The sequence below is a fragment of the Halopenitus salinus genome, from assembly GCF_055397165.1.
The window spans coordinates 1,526,122-1,539,334 of sequence record NZ_AP043853.1; the positions used below are offsets into that span (position 1 = coordinate 1,526,122).

Annotated in this window: 8 protein-coding genes and 2 tRNA genes; 3 read left to right on the plus strand and 7 right to left on the minus strand. The window is 64.8% G+C overall.

Annotated elements, in window-relative coordinates:
- Positions 1-20: 20 nt before the first annotated feature.
- From ACZ5YD_RS09485 to ACZ5YD_RS09495, 3 genes are all read right to left on the minus strand, one after another.
- Positions 21-1,475 carry a short-chain fatty acid transporter gene (locus ACZ5YD_RS09485; protein ID WP_379742879.1) on the minus strand — a complete coding sequence of 485 codons (1,455 nt, stop codon included), beginning with the start codon at positions 1,473-1,475 and terminating at the stop codon, positions 21-23.
- A gap of 317 nt (positions 1,476-1,792) precedes the next feature.
- Positions 1,793-3,859: an AMP-binding protein gene (locus ACZ5YD_RS09490; protein WP_379742882.1), complete on the minus strand. Its 2,067-nt coding sequence runs from the start codon at positions 3,857-3,859 to the stop codon at positions 1,793-1,795.
- 64 nt (positions 3,860-3,923) lie between these two features.
- On the minus strand, positions 3,924-5,813 hold the full coding sequence (locus ACZ5YD_RS09495; protein WP_379742885.1) for a formate/nitrite transporter family protein: 1,890 nt from the start codon (positions 5,811-5,813) through the stop codon (positions 3,924-3,926).
- A 117-nt stretch (positions 5,814-5,930) separates the two neighbouring features.
- On the opposite strand from ACZ5YD_RS09495, the gene ACZ5YD_RS09500 reads away from it, so the two are divergent.
- Positions 5,931-7,103, plus strand: a complete 1,173-nt coding sequence (locus ACZ5YD_RS09500) for a hypothetical protein (protein ID WP_379742888.1) — start codon at positions 5,931-5,933, stop codon at positions 7,101-7,103.
- 87 nt (positions 7,104-7,190) lie between these two features.
- Positions 7,191-8,024: an alpha/beta fold hydrolase gene (locus ACZ5YD_RS09505; RefSeq protein WP_379742891.1), complete on the plus strand. Its 834-nt coding sequence runs from the start codon at positions 7,191-7,193 to the stop codon at positions 8,022-8,024.
- An 83-nt stretch (positions 8,025-8,107) separates the two neighbouring features.
- Here the strand turns inward: ACZ5YD_RS09505 and ACZ5YD_RS09510 are convergent, their stop codons facing one another.
- On the minus strand, positions 8,108-9,508 hold the full coding sequence (locus tag ACZ5YD_RS09510) for a hypothetical protein (RefSeq protein WP_379742894.1): 1,401 nt from the start codon (positions 9,506-9,508) through the stop codon (positions 8,108-8,110).
- Positions 9,509-9,809: 301 nt separating this feature from the next.
- Here ACZ5YD_RS09510 and ACZ5YD_RS09515 point away from each other — a divergent pair, with 301 nt between their 5' ends.
- Entirely contained in the window at positions 9,810-11,201 is a 1,392-nt protein-coding gene (locus ACZ5YD_RS09515; RefSeq protein ID WP_379742896.1) for an ATP-binding protein, read from the plus strand.
- 179 nt (positions 11,202-11,380) lie between these two features.
- Here ACZ5YD_RS09515 and ACZ5YD_RS09520 read toward each other — a convergent pair.
- The 3 genes from ACZ5YD_RS09520 to ACZ5YD_RS09530 all read right to left on the minus strand — a co-directional run bounded on the left by ACZ5YD_RS09520 (position 11,381) and on the right by ACZ5YD_RS09530 (position 13,211).
- Positions 11,381-11,454: transfer RNA gene (locus tag ACZ5YD_RS09520), tRNA-Phe, on the minus strand.
- A gap of 215 nt (positions 11,455-11,669) precedes the next feature.
- The gene (locus ACZ5YD_RS09525) at positions 11,670-12,818 is read right to left on the minus strand and encodes a group I intron-associated PD-(D/E)XK endonuclease (protein ID WP_379742899.1); all 1,149 of its coding nucleotides are present in this window, start codon (positions 12,816-12,818) and stop codon (positions 11,670-11,672) included.
- Between the two features lie 322 nt (positions 12,819-13,140).
- Positions 13,141-13,211, minus strand: a tRNA-Pro gene (locus ACZ5YD_RS09530).
- Between the last annotated feature and the right edge of the window lie 2 nt (positions 13,212-13,213).

The window sequence follows — 13,213 nt, forward strand, 5'->3', positions numbered from 1 at the left end:
GGGTTCGAGACGATCGACCCTCAGTACGGCAGGAAGTAGAGCCCGAGCGCGTAGACGGGCGTCATCACGACGAGGAAGATGAGCGTGTACCCGAGGATGTCGCGGGCGCGCATCCGGGTGAGACCCAAGAGCGGCAGCGCCCAGAACGGCTGGAACATGTTGGTCCACATGTCGCCGGTGCTGTAGGCGATGACCGCCTGGCCGGCCGGGACGCCCTGTTCGACCGCCGCGCCGCCGACGATGCCGCCGATGACGCCCCACTCGCCGCCCGCGCTCGGGACGAAGAGGTTCATGAACCCGGCGAGCAGCCACGCGATGACGGGGAACGTCTCCGGCGTCGAGACGCCGACGAGCAGCGTCGCGATCATGTCGCCCAGCCCGGAGTTGGCGATGATGCCGAGGATGCCGGCGTAAAACGGGAACTGGAGGATGATCCCGGCCGCGCCCTCGGTCCCCTCGCGGATCGCGTCCATGTAGTCCGCGGGCGTCCCGTGAAGGAGCAACCCCACCGCGATGAACAGGAAGTTGAAGACGTTCAGATCGAGGGCGTCGCCGATCCCGGAGGTCGCGAAGTGGCGGACGACGTAGACGAACATCCCGGCCGCCACGCCGTACGCGAGGATCCGGCTCCGGTTGAGCGCGTCGGCCGGCGTTCGCGTTTCGCCACCGACGGCGGATTCGGTGACGTCCTCGGAGCCGTCGGCGTCCTCGGATCCGTCACCAGGGGCGTCCCCCTCGTCGCCGTCCGCCTCGAACTCCCCCTCGTCGAGCAGCCCCGGCGCGTACTCCTCGATCCCGGTCGCGTGGTGCTCCTCGGGTGCGAGCAGGTAGACCGTCGCGAGGATGAACACGAAGGTGAGCACCGCGAGCCCGGCGGCGTAAACGGTGAAGACGCTCTCGGAGAGCGGGACGACCCCGATGACGTCCTCGAAGACGTGGCCCTCGGTCGCGGAGAGCAGCGACGCGCTGCTCGAGAGCCCCACGTTGAAGATGAGCAGGCTCGTGTAGCCCGCCGCGCACAAAAGCGGGTAGTGGAACGTCCGATCGCGGGCGTGGCCCGCCCGTGCGACGAAGATGGCGATGATCGCGCCCACGATCAGGCCGATTCCCCAGTGTATGTAGCCCGCGATCATCGCGATCGCGGCGACGAACACGGCCGCCTGCTTGCCGTCCTTCGGGATCGACGCCACCCGTTCGAGCCACGAGCTCACCGCGTCGGAGACGGCGATCGCATATCCCGTGACGAGGATCAACACCATCTGCATCCCGAACGCGAGCAGCGCCCAGAAGCCGGAATACCAGTTGACGACGTTCTGGACCGGGCCGTCCGGGGTGAATACGTTCGCCGCGACGTACGCGAGCGCGGTCAACAACAACGCGAAGATGAACGGGCTCGGGATCCAGCGGTTCGCCCACTCGGCGACGCGGTCGCCGAGGCGCTGGATCGCCGTTGCACCTCCAGGTGACGATGACATATGCCTCCCTCTCTCGGCGACTCACAAGGCCGTTGATGCCCTGGCAACACTCGACAGTACCCGAAACGGCCGATCGCGGGCGGTCGCCACGCCGGTCGCGAGCGACAGCGGCCGATCGTCCCTCCGTTCACCTCCTCTTCCGAACGTTCGATCACCGATCGAGTGATCGGTTCCACACCGGGAGGCCGATGTCCGACCGAACGCGATCGCACGCGAACGTCCCGTCTCCGTCCGGAGGCCGGTGCGTTCGGGGCGACCCTCGAGTACCACCGCGATCGCGTCCGCGACGCCGGCAAGAATTCGCGTCGTCCGGCCGCTCACCGCGCGTCGCGGATCTCCTCGAGCGCCTCCGGGTTCTCGAGCGAGGAGAGGTCGCCGGGGTCCTCCCCGCGGTGGGCGGCGGCGATCGCCCGCCGGACGATCTTCCCGGACTGGGTCTTGGGGAACTCCTCGACGAAGGCGAGTTCACGCGGGGTGAAGGGCTTGCCGTGCTCGCGACCGACGAGTTCGCGAAGCTCCTCGCGGATCTCGTCGCTCGCCTCGACGCCGTCCTCGAGGACGACGTAGGCGACGACGGCGGTGCCGGTCGTCTCGTCGGGGACGCCCACCACCGCGGCGCGGTTGACCGCGTCGTGGTCGATGAGCACGCTCTCGATCTCCGCGGGACCGACCTTCCGGCCCGCCACGTTGAGCGCGTCGTCGGCGCGCCCGTGGAGGAACCAGAAGCCGTCCTCGTCCTGTTGGGCGAAGTCGCCGTGGTCCCAGAGGTCCTCGAAGGTCGACCAGTACTCCTCGAGGTACCGCTCGTCGCCCGACCAGAGGCTCTTCGTCATCGAGGGACACGAGTCGCGCGCGACGAGGTAGCCCCGCTCGTTCGACTCGCGGACGGAGTTCCCCTCGGAGTCCACGATGTCGATCGCCATCCCGAGGCCCGGCCCGCCGAGGGTACACGGCTTGAGCGGCCGGGTCGGCATCGGCATCAAAAAGCACCCGCAGATCTCCGTGCCGCCCGAGATGTTGATGATCGGCGCCTCCCCGCCGCCGACCCGGTCATAGAACCACCGCCACGACTCCGGATCCCACGGCTCGCCGGTCGACCCGAGCAGCCGCAGCGAGGAGAGGTCGTGCCCCTCGAGCCACTCGTCGCCGTGCTTCCGAAGCGCCCGGATCGCCGTCGGGGAGATCCCGAACGTCGAGATGCCGTGGCGGTCGATCATCTCCCAGAACCGGTCCGGCTCCGGGTGATCGGGGGCGCCCTCGTACATGAACACCGTGCCGCCGAAGGCGTGGTTGCCGATGAGCGACCACGGGCCCATCATCCAGCCGATGTCGGAGACCCAGAAGAACCGGTCGTGGTCCTTGTGGTCGAACCCGAAGTACACCTCCTTCGCACACTGCATGAGCGATCCGGCGTGGGTCTGGACGATGCCCTTCGGCGTGCCGGTCGTCCCCGAGGAGTACAACAGCATGGCCTCGTGTTCCGACGGGAATGCCGGCGTATCGTGTTCGGGATCCCGGGTCTCGATCGCCGCCGCCCAGGTGGCGTCGCGCCGGTCGTTCCAGGGGATCTCCGCGTCCGTCCTCGCTCTCGCTTCGGCCCCGGCGTCCGTCCCCGATCCATCGGCACCCTCGCCGCTCCCCGCCGGGGTCTCGCCGAGGCGGTCGTAGACCACGGTGTGCTCGACGTGGCCCGCCGCCTCGATCGCGGCGTCGGCATCGGCCTTCAGCCGGATCGGGCTTCCCCGGCGGTAGAACCCGTCGCCGGTGAACAGCACGCTCGCCTCCGAGTCCGCGATCCGCGTCGCGGTCGCCTCGGTGCCGAACCCGGAGAAGATCGGCACGGCGATGGCGCCGACCTTGAAACAGCCGTAGAGGATGGCGGTCACCTCCGGGACCATCGGCATGTACAACGCGACGGTGTCGCCGGCGCCGATACCGACCGACTCGAGGTAGTTTGCGACGCGGTTGCTTTGGCGATACAGCTCGTGGTAGGTGATCTCGCGGACGTCGCCCGGCTCGCCCTCCCAGATCAGCGCGACCCGGTTTCGGTTCGGCGAGTCGACGGCGGCGTGGCGATCGAGGACGTTGTGGGCGACGTTGATCTCGCCGCCGGGGTACCACCGCGAGAACTGCGGTCCGTCGGAGTCGTCGCGGACCGCCTCGTAGTCCGTCTCGAAGTCGACGCCCAGGTAGTCGACCATCTCGTCCCAGAACCAGTCGACCCCCGAGTCCGGCTCGCCCGGCACCTCGCGGGTCGTCCGCGCGATCAGCTCCTCGTGGTCGTCCATCCCGTGTTCGCGCATGAACGCGTGGACGTTCGTCGACTCCACGAACTCCCGGCTCGGCTCGTGAACGATCTCGTCGAGCGCCTGGGCGTCGTCCATCTCGTCGCGTCCGTTCTCGATGCGGCGGTAAGTACCTTTCTCGAGGCGCCGGGCCGCCCGCGCCTCACCCGAGGATCCGATCTCGAAGCGAACGCTCGCCGGGACGCTCCGTGAGAAGCACCGAGCAGTCGACGTCGTTCACGACCTCCATGTGCAGCGAGTCGGTGAGGAGGCGCGAGAGCAATCCCCGCTCGGTCGCGCCGAGCACGAGGACGGTGTTCTCGCCGGCCTCACGCTCGATCGCGGCCTCCACGTCGCCGGAGTCGTCGACGATTCGCTCGGCGTCGGGCAGCCCCTGATCGAGCGCCCACTCGGAGAGGAACGTCTCGCCCGCCTCGCGTTCCGCCGGGTCGTCGACCACGTGCAACAGCGACACCGCCGCGCCCGCGACCGTTTCGATCATCTCGGCGACCTCGGCGCCGAGCTCGGAGTTCGGCCCCCCCGCGGTCGCAACGAGGACCCGCGAGAGGTCGAGCCCGCGGTCCTTCACGACGAGGAAGTCGCTCGGCAGCCGGCTCGTGAGCTCGGTGAGGGGGCGTTCAGCCCGGGCGTCGCTCCACAGCCGGTCGTCGTCCCACCCCATCACCACGAGGTCGGGGTCGGTCCGACGGGCGGCGTTGAACACCTCCTCGAACGAGCGGTTCGTGATCACCATCGAGGTCCGCAGCCCGGCGTCGTAGTCGGCCGCGACGTCCCGGAGCGGCTCCATCAGCCGGTCGGACTCCTCCATTATGCGCTCGCGTTGACGCCGCCCCGGATCTCCGGGTCGCCGTCCGGGCGTCTGTATCACGTGGACGGCGTGGACGATCGCGTCCTCGTGTGCGCTCGCGAGCGTGCTCGCCAGACGAACCAGATCCGCTTCGGTCCGCGGGTTGGCGATCGGGACCATGACCCGGTAGGTTCCCTCGCTGGAGAGCCCCTGTTCCGTGGGATCGAGCATCGGAACGTACGACCGCCCGGACAGTCGACCGAAGGCCCACTCGCGGGGGGTGAGCCGACGTTCGATCCCCTCGAACCGCGCGGACTCGAGGCGGTCCTCGCTCGTCTGGAAGTAGTTGACGAGGGTGACGAGCGTCACGCCGCCGAGGGTGTTACCCAGGAGGACCGGCAGGACGAACCCGACGAGACCGGACGCGATCGCGAGCTCGCCGTGCAACACGAGGTAGAACGCCTCCGAAAAGGAGACGACGACGTGAAAGAGCCCGCCGATCGGGATCGCGAGGAAGGCGAGGTAGGTGACGACGATCCGGGAGACGGTGTCGCGCGCGCTGAAGCCGACCCAGACGACGCCGGCGACGATGAGCCCGGCGAAGACGGCCTTCGAGAACAGCGACCACCACGGCGTCTCGAAGGCGCCGTGTCGGCTCAACTCGAGCGCCTTCTCCGCGGCCGCCGGATCGAAGACGTTCCCGTATGCGAGCGCCGCCGTCCCGGCCGCGCCGCCGAGGAAGTTCCCGGCGAGGACGATGCTCCAGTGGCGAAGCAGCGTCGGCAGGCTCGCGAGCCGCTCGAGGGTCAACGCGACCGGCGGCAGCGTGTTCTCCGTGTACAGCTGGTAGCCGCCGATGATGATGTAGATGAACCCGAGCGGGTACAACACCGCGCCGACGATCGGGTGGTCCGTGGCCGCGGACGCGGAGGCGTACAACAGGAAGGTGATGCTGATCGCGAACCCCGCCGCGATGCCGCTGAAGAACAGCTCGCGGCCGCTCGAGGTGACCTCCTCGTCGGCCGCGGCGACGATCCGCTGGAAGACCTCGTCGGCCGAAAAGCGGTCTCGAACCGCCTCGCCGACCGCCGGGGCACCCATTCGCGACCGCTCGACCGCCTTGCGAACCGACTCGTCGAGCTCGCTCGGCGTCTCCTCGTCCGCATCACCGTTTGGATCGTCGAGATCACCGTGCTCCTCGAGATCGTCGTGTTCGTCGAGGTCGGCGTGGTCCGGGTCCCCCATCGTTCGCCACCTCACGTCCCTGCGACTTGAAGGTCACCGTCTCCGGCGGGGTTCTCGCGACGTCGGTTTCCCCTCGCCGCCGGTACCTTCTTCAAAGAGAACGCGTACGTCCGATCCATGGTCGGAGGATCGACCGATTCCGGAACGATGCTGTGGATCGAACGGTACGCCGATCGGACCGGCGTGGCCGCGCTTTCGGACCGGCTTCGAATGCGGCGCTTCGCCGCCCACCTGTTCGTCACGATCGTCTGGGCGATCGATCATCTCGTCGGACTGGCGGTCGGCGTCGTACAGGCGACGCCGATCGCGCTCGCCGGGAACTTCCTCGAGGTCGCCGGGCTGTTGCTCGCCGCGTCCACCGCGACGACGCTCGCAAGACGGTACCGGCGGATCGCACGCGACGTCGCTACCCACGGGACGGTGGACGACGTGGACTCCGCGGACCTCGATTTCGTCGACCGGGCTCTTCGACGGATCGACGCGGCGGCCCTCGCCGGCGTCTGGGGCTCCGCCGCCGAGGAATCCTCGGCCTGGGAGACCAACCCGGCGCCGCCGCGGCTTCGTCGGGGACTGCTCGCCTGCGGACTCCTCTTGCACGCCGTCTACCTCTTCGGGCTCGGGAACGTCGAGTTCGTGTTGTCCGCGATGGGGCCGATCGCCGGCGGGCTCGCGTTCTTCGTCATCATCCCGTTCGTCTACTACCCGATCCTCGCCGAGTTCCTCGCGGTCGTGATCAACGTCCACCTCACGCTTCCGGCCCGGATCCGGAACGAGCGCCTCCTCGACTTCGAGGACGTCTCGGGATACGGCGGACTCCGGCCGGTCGGGCAATTGATCGAGACGAGCGGCCACCGGTACGTGATCGGCTTGATCCTCTATACGCTCATCACGATCGTGACCGGGATCCGGACCGGCGCGATGAGCGGGAACGCCGAACTCGTCGCGGTCGACACCCTCTATCTCGCCGTCGGGACGCTCGTCGGCGTGCTGTTGTTCTTCTACCCCGTCTTCGCCCTCCACTGGTTCATGGCCAACCAGAAGGACGCGCGGCTACACGCGATCGCCACCGACGTCGCCGACCTCGAGGGAACGGGAACCACCTTTCCAGAGGTCAACCCGCAGTCGCCGGACGTCTCGAGGGAGTACATGAACCACTTCATGAACCTGAACGTGGCCAAACAGATGCACGAGTATCCGGTCTCGATGCAGCGTGTGACGAGCGTGGTCGTCGGACTGATCATCCCGTACCTCCTCGATTACGGCGCCGACCAGCTGATCGCCGCGGCCTGAGTGCCGGAGCGTCTTCGCGCCGCTTCGTGGCTCACCGACCCGGTCCACCTCGCCAACCTATTTACCGCAGTGTTCCGATTCCGCGACATGGAGTCCCACACGGTCGTCGGCGGCGGGGGAACGGAGCTACGTGTCGATACGGCGGGTCCGGTCGACGCCCCGCCGGTGGTCTTGATCCACGGCTACTCGCAGTCGCGGCTCTCCTGGTTCCGGCAGTTCGAGAGCGACCTCGTCGAGGACCTCCGCCTCGTCGCGCCGGACCTGCGTGGACACGGCGACTCCGGGAAGCCGGAGGGCGACGAGCGCTACCGCGATCCGAGGCTGTGGGCGGCCGACGTCCGGGCGGTGATCGAGGAGTTCGCCCCCCAGGATCCGGTCGTAGTCGGGTGGTCCTACGGCGGGCTGGTGCTCGCCGACTACCTCTCGATCGAGGGGACGGAGGACGTGTCCGGGGCGGCCTTCGTCGGCGCCATCACGGAGAAGGGAACCGACGCGGCCTCCGAAGTTGCCGGGCCGGAATTCGCGGCGATGCTCGAGAACCTCGAGACGCGCGACGCCGAGGAGAGCGTCGATTCCCTCCTCGAGTTCCTCGACATCTGTACGGAAACGCCCCTTTCCGCCCGCGAGCGCCACCTCCTGCTCGGGATCAACGCCCGCTGTCCGCCGCGGGTCCGCGAGGCCCTGCAGGCGAGAACCGGCGCCCACGAGGACGTCATCCGAGAGTTGGACGTTCCCGCCCTGTTCCTCCACGGTGCGGCCGACCGGGTCGTCCTGCCCGCCGCCGCGAGGCGCCACGCCGACCTCGTGGCCGACGCCGAGGTCATCATCTACGAGGGCGTCGGTCACTCGCCGTTCCTCGAGGTTCCGGAGCGGTTCAACCGCGACCTTCGGGGGTTTACCGAACGAGCGTTCGGGGAGTGACGCCCGGCGACGACGGCAGCTCGACGGGCGTCACAACCGACACCCGGCGACGGCGTCGGTCTCGATTGGTGCCGACCTGCGGGTCAGAGCACGAACGTCGCGATCACCGGAACCGCATCGACGACGATGATCCCGAAGAGGCTCTGGCGTTTGATCGGCCAGGTCGGAGCGGACTGCAGCGACTCCCAGGCGGGGACGTCCGTCTCGAGTTCGGTGTGACCGTCCGCGTCCTCGCCGGCTTGCGCTCTCGCGGCGCGCTGTAGCTCCTCCATCCGTTCGCGCCGGCCCTCTTCCATCCGGCGATGAAGCCGCCAGAAGGAGTGATAGAGCCAAAAGAGGACCAAGAAGACGTAGGCCGCGACCGGTCCGAGGTACAACACGACCCAGGTCACGGCGACGAGCGGGCCGCCGAGGCCGCCGTCGGGGAGGTTCAAGATCCCCTCCGCGTAGAAGCGGTAGGCGACGTATCCGCCCGCGACGAGCAGGATCGCGTTCACCCGCGTCGCGAACCGACCCAGGTCGCGAAACCCGCCGTGTTCGTCCGGGTGGAACGGCTGGTAGCTCAACGCGTCGCTCCGCAGCAGCTCCGTGAACGCATAGACGAGCATGAAGACGTCATAGAGGACGGCGACGACGAACAGCGTCACGAGCGAGTAGGCCGCATACGAGAGCGTCCCGACCCAACTCCACGGCGTGATGAGCATGGGCAACAGGATCGGAACGAGCGCGACCACCACCGCGAACGTCACCGACTCCGGGAGTTCCACCGGACCGAACGAGATCGTGTCTCCGAGCGTCTCCGTGAGGTCGTCGTAGAACGCCTCGTAAGTCTCGCGATCGACGATCGTCGTCGAACCGAGGTTCGCGAGGAGGTTCTCGGTGCGAAGCGCGAGCCCGTCGTAGACGAGGTGGCCGGCGACCAACACGAACAGGAAGTAGCCCGCCTGCACCGTGGCCGCCGGGTCTGCCCCCGTCCCCGCGTTCGTCCACGCGACGTAGGCCGCGTGGACCGTTCCGGCCGCAAGCGGGATCGCGGTCGCGAAGAACACGACGCTGCGGTGGACCGTCGAGCCGCGAAATCGCGATCCGAACAGCCGGTAGAGCAGGTACAACCACAGGCCGCCGACCAACAGCCCCGGCACGGCCACGATCGCCGTCGAGACTCCGATCGAGGGGACCGAAACCGCGAGGCGGCCGGACCGGCCGTACTGGACGATCGTCGTCGGAACGTACACCGCCAGGACGGCGAGCAACGCCACCGGAAGGTTTCGAAGCACCGCTCGCGTGATCCCCGTCGTGAACTGCACCGCCGGCCGCTCGCCTTCGGCCGGCGTCTCGGTTCGATCGTCGACGGGAGGGACGGCACACGATCGGTAGAACGGCCCCCGATCGTCGGTCCACCGCTGCCAGTCCGAGCCGTATTCCGATCGTCGCTCCGCTCGTACCTCCTCCCCCTGTGCCTGCTCGGTCTCGCCCTCGACCATGTCTCCGCCATTTTCCGTCGTCGAGTTAGGCGTTTTGGCGGGACGGGAGTGAACTACCCCACCCCACTTCGCTCATCCTGACGGGTTCACTCGTTGAGGGTGTCGCCGGAATTCTTCGAGTTCCGGCTGCTAACCAGAAGTCCGTGACTTCTGGTGATGGGGCTCGTCCGTGTCCTCGGCCTCGAACCCGTCCGGGTAGGCGTGGATCCGGCACGTAGCGTCACCGTTCCGGACCTCAGGGCGAGGTGAGGAGCCGCGCCAGAACGTATAAGTCATTATCGCAGTAATCATTATTCAAAGTATGACTTTCTATGATCGGGGAGAGGAGCTTACTGCGCTTTCAGACGCGTTTGAGTCGCCCGGTTCGGACGTATTCGTCGTCTACGGGCGTCGGCGTGTCGGCAAGACGGAGTTGCTGAAGCAGTTCTGTACTGATCGGCCGCATATTTACTTTCTCGCGGCACAGGAAGCCGAACACCGGCAGCGCGAGAAGTTCATCGATCAGGTTGCAGCGTTCTTCGACGATCGCACCCCACGGATCGACGGGTGGGACGAGGCCTTCGACTACCTCGGGGAGAAACTCCAGTCCGAGGCAGTTGTGGTCGTCATCGACGAGTTCCCGTACCTCGTCGCGGAGAACGACTCGGTACCATCCTACGTACAGGGAGTCGTCGATGAACAACTCCAGGAAACCGATTCGATGCTGATTCTCTGTGGATCAAGCGTGAGTACGATGGAATCGGAGGTACTCGGCCACGAGAGTCCGTTGTACGGTCGCCGCACGGGGCAACTCGACGTGCGGCCGTTCTCGTTTCAGCAGGCCCGTGAGGTCATCGACTACGAGACGGTAGACGCGATTCGATCCTACGCGATCACCGGCGGAACGCCGATGTATCTCACGCTGTTCGATTACGGACGATCGCTCGCGGACAACGTCCGGTCGCAGGTGCTATCGCCGTCAGCAGTACTGTACACCGAGCCGGAGTTTTTGCTTCGAACCGAGCTCCGAAATCCCGCCCGGTACATGAGTATTCTCGAAGCGGTTGCGCTGGGGCACACGACGCCGAACGAGATCTCGGGAGCGACGGGAATCGATGTCGGTCCGTTATCGAAGTATTTGCAGACGTTGCGGCAGCTCCGACTGATCGATCGGGAAGTTCCCGTGACAGCGTCCGGGAAGAAGTCCAAGCGGTCGCGGTACCGCGTCGCTGACGGGTTCCTCCGGTTCTGGTTCCGGTACGTCGAGCCGAACCGTTCCAGCATCGAGGAAGCACCGGACATCGTGTACGATGGAACGATCGCTCCGGATCTCCCGACGCACGTCGCCACCACGTTCGAGGACGTGTGCCAGGAGGCCGTGTGGGAAGGAATTCGACGCGGCAAGTTCGAGCCGTACTCGGAGGTCGGCCGCTGGTGGTACGGGGAAGAGGAGATCGATATCGTCGGTCTCGCACCGAACGACGATCGGATCCTGTTCGCCGAGTGCAAGTGGACATCGGATCCAGTCGGGACGGCACTCGTCGAGGAGCTACAGACAAAAGCGGGGAACGTTAGATGGGGGCCGGATGAGCGGGAGGAGCGCTTCGCGCTGTTCGCAAAGAGCGGGTTCGTCGAGGGACTCGAAGATCAACTCGACGAACGCTGGTCGCTATGGAGTCTCGCAGAGATGGATGATCTCCTCACGCCGTCCTGAAGGTGGTACTCGTCAGCGTTGAACTGTGAGATTAATGCCGCCTCCCGGATTGTGAACTTCCGAAAGACTCGCTTCACTCGTCTTTCGACTTCCCGCTCGCTACGCTCGCGGGAACGGGGACAGCTCGATCTTCACTCGAGTGCGAAAACTACTCGAATGAAAATCGTGTAGAAGCCGGATGCCGCCTCCCGGATTTGAACCGGGGACAGCTCGATCTTCAGTCGAGTGCTCTCCCAGTCTGAGCTAAGGCGGCTCGCACCCGAACCAAAGCCCATTCCGGACAAAAGGATTTCGAAACCCGGCGCGGGGGAACGGGTGCAAGCAAGGCGTGGTTGGCCGTCACACCGCATCAAAAGTGATCAGTATCAATCCGCCTTCGGCCGGGTGTAACGAGTCTGATCGACGGAGCGGACATTGGCGACGGCGACCCCGAACCGGGAAGGGACGGAGAAGAAGCGTCAGTTCGATCTAGGGAGGCCACATCCGGTCGAGGCGAAATCGATCAGCGTAATTAATCTGCGGGTTGGCTATTTCGGGAGGTTCAACTCGGAGTGAGATGGAGTTGCTGAAGGCCTCGTCCGGAACCAGAAAGAACGTATCATCTTCGGGATGTTCAAGAGCGTAATAATCGACAGCATCTCCGTCGGCGTCGAACCGCAATGATCCGTTCTCGATCCATGTCGAGGCGACACGTACCCGATACTCCGACTCGTTATGAGAAACGACGAGCGTTCTATTATTTCGACCAGGAACGATCGACGGTTCAGTTCCGTGTTCTCCCAACCGGTCTGCAAGACGTGAGAGCGGTTCAATTGAGCTAATCGGAGGAACCGGATCGATCTCTGGCGGCCAGTTGTTTTCAAAGGCGTACGCCTCTACTGAATTTGAACGAGCGAAAGAACGACTCGTATTGGCGGGCCGGAAAGAGATCGACCGGTCAAAATCATTTGCGTTGACCGCGAGTAGTCGTTCCAGTTCAGCACAGTAGACGAGATAGTGATCGTGGGACTGACGCGGTACGAACCGGATACGACCATCTATGAGCCATCCAGTCTCGATACCGACAGAGCGAATCTTTTCGTGTGAGTCAACAAATAGGACGGTCCGGGAGTCATCTCCGGTAGGATCGGTGAAAATTGATTCGTCCGTCTCTCGCAAAGCATCGACAGCAACGGAAACAGCGGACAGTTCCTGTTCTTGGTTTTCGAGAGGCCATTGGTCGTCAAGACGGTATTCCTTTGCCCAGTTGATCTGATTAGTGTCTTGTCGAGGCGAATCAACACGGAGATACATCGACGTCCCGACCTCAGCAGAATCGATGAAATACGTTTGTTCCGTTTCATAACAGTAAACTAGAAAACAGTCGACATCGTCTCCATATCGCTGATAAACGTGTCCTGAAGAATTGGTATGTTGACTAACACCCTTGAATCGAATTACACCGTCTTTTAGACGTCCTGTTTTGATCTGTGCCCGTAGCAAATTACCACTTGGCTGCTCAAGGACGACATCATAACGTTCGTTGTCCCCGATCGGGGTCGAAACGCTAATACACCGCCTTTTGAGTTCGGTAATAACGATCTGCTCGGTAAGGTCTCCGCGTCTGTGTGATTCCATATGGTTCGTGTCGCGTCATCTGGTTTGGTTTCTACCACCTTAACATTTGCATATGTGCAGATGTCTATTGAGAAGAACACCAAGCAGATATCAGGTGGAAATATAGAGAACACATGGCGCGCACACGGGCTCTACTCACCGAGACAGAGCGAGAACATCTTCAATCGGACACACCCGGATCGAAACGATATCAGACGGTTTCACGAATCAGAAACAGGATAGAAGACGAACTGGGAACGGACGTAGAGCTACTCAAAAACCATCACCCGGAGCTGTACAAAGAACTGAGACAGGTTGTGTGTGATAACCACGAGTGACGCAATGGGGCCGCTGAGAATCGAACTCAGATCCACTGCACCCAAGGCAGCGAGGATACCACTACCCCACGGCCCCGT

What these genes read in the sequence shown, in the direction of transcription:
- ACZ5YD_RS09485 (WP_379742879.1), bottom strand. Translation starts at nt 1,475, where the DNA reads ATGTCATCGTCACCTGGAGGTGCAACGGCGATCCAGCGCCTCGGCGAC.
- ACZ5YD_RS09515 (WP_379742896.1), top strand. Translation starts at nt 9,810, where the DNA reads ATGACTTTCTATGATCGGGGAGAGGAGCTTACTGCGCTTTCAGACGCG.
- ACZ5YD_RS09500 (WP_379742888.1), top strand. Translation starts at nt 5,931, where the DNA reads ATGGTCGGAGGATCGACCGATTCCGGAACGATGCTGTGGATCGAACGG.
- ACZ5YD_RS09490 (WP_379742882.1), bottom strand. Translation starts at nt 3,859, where the DNA reads ATGGACGACGCCCAGGCGCTCGACGAGATCGTTCACGAGCCGAGCCGG.
- ACZ5YD_RS09495 (WP_379742885.1), bottom strand. Translation starts at nt 5,813, where the DNA reads ATGGGGGACCCGGACCACGCCGACCTCGACGAACACGACGATCTCGAG.
- ACZ5YD_RS09525 (WP_379742899.1), bottom strand. Translation starts at nt 12,818, where the DNA reads ATGGAATCACACAGACGCGGAGACCTTACCGAGCAGATCGTTATTACC.
- ACZ5YD_RS09510 (WP_379742894.1), bottom strand. Translation starts at nt 9,508, where the DNA reads ATGGTCGAGGGCGAGACCGAGCAGGCACAGGGGGAGGAGGTACGAGCG.
- ACZ5YD_RS09505 (WP_379742891.1), top strand. Translation starts at nt 7,191, where the DNA reads ATGGAGTCCCACACGGTCGTCGGCGGCGGGGGAACGGAGCTACGTGTC.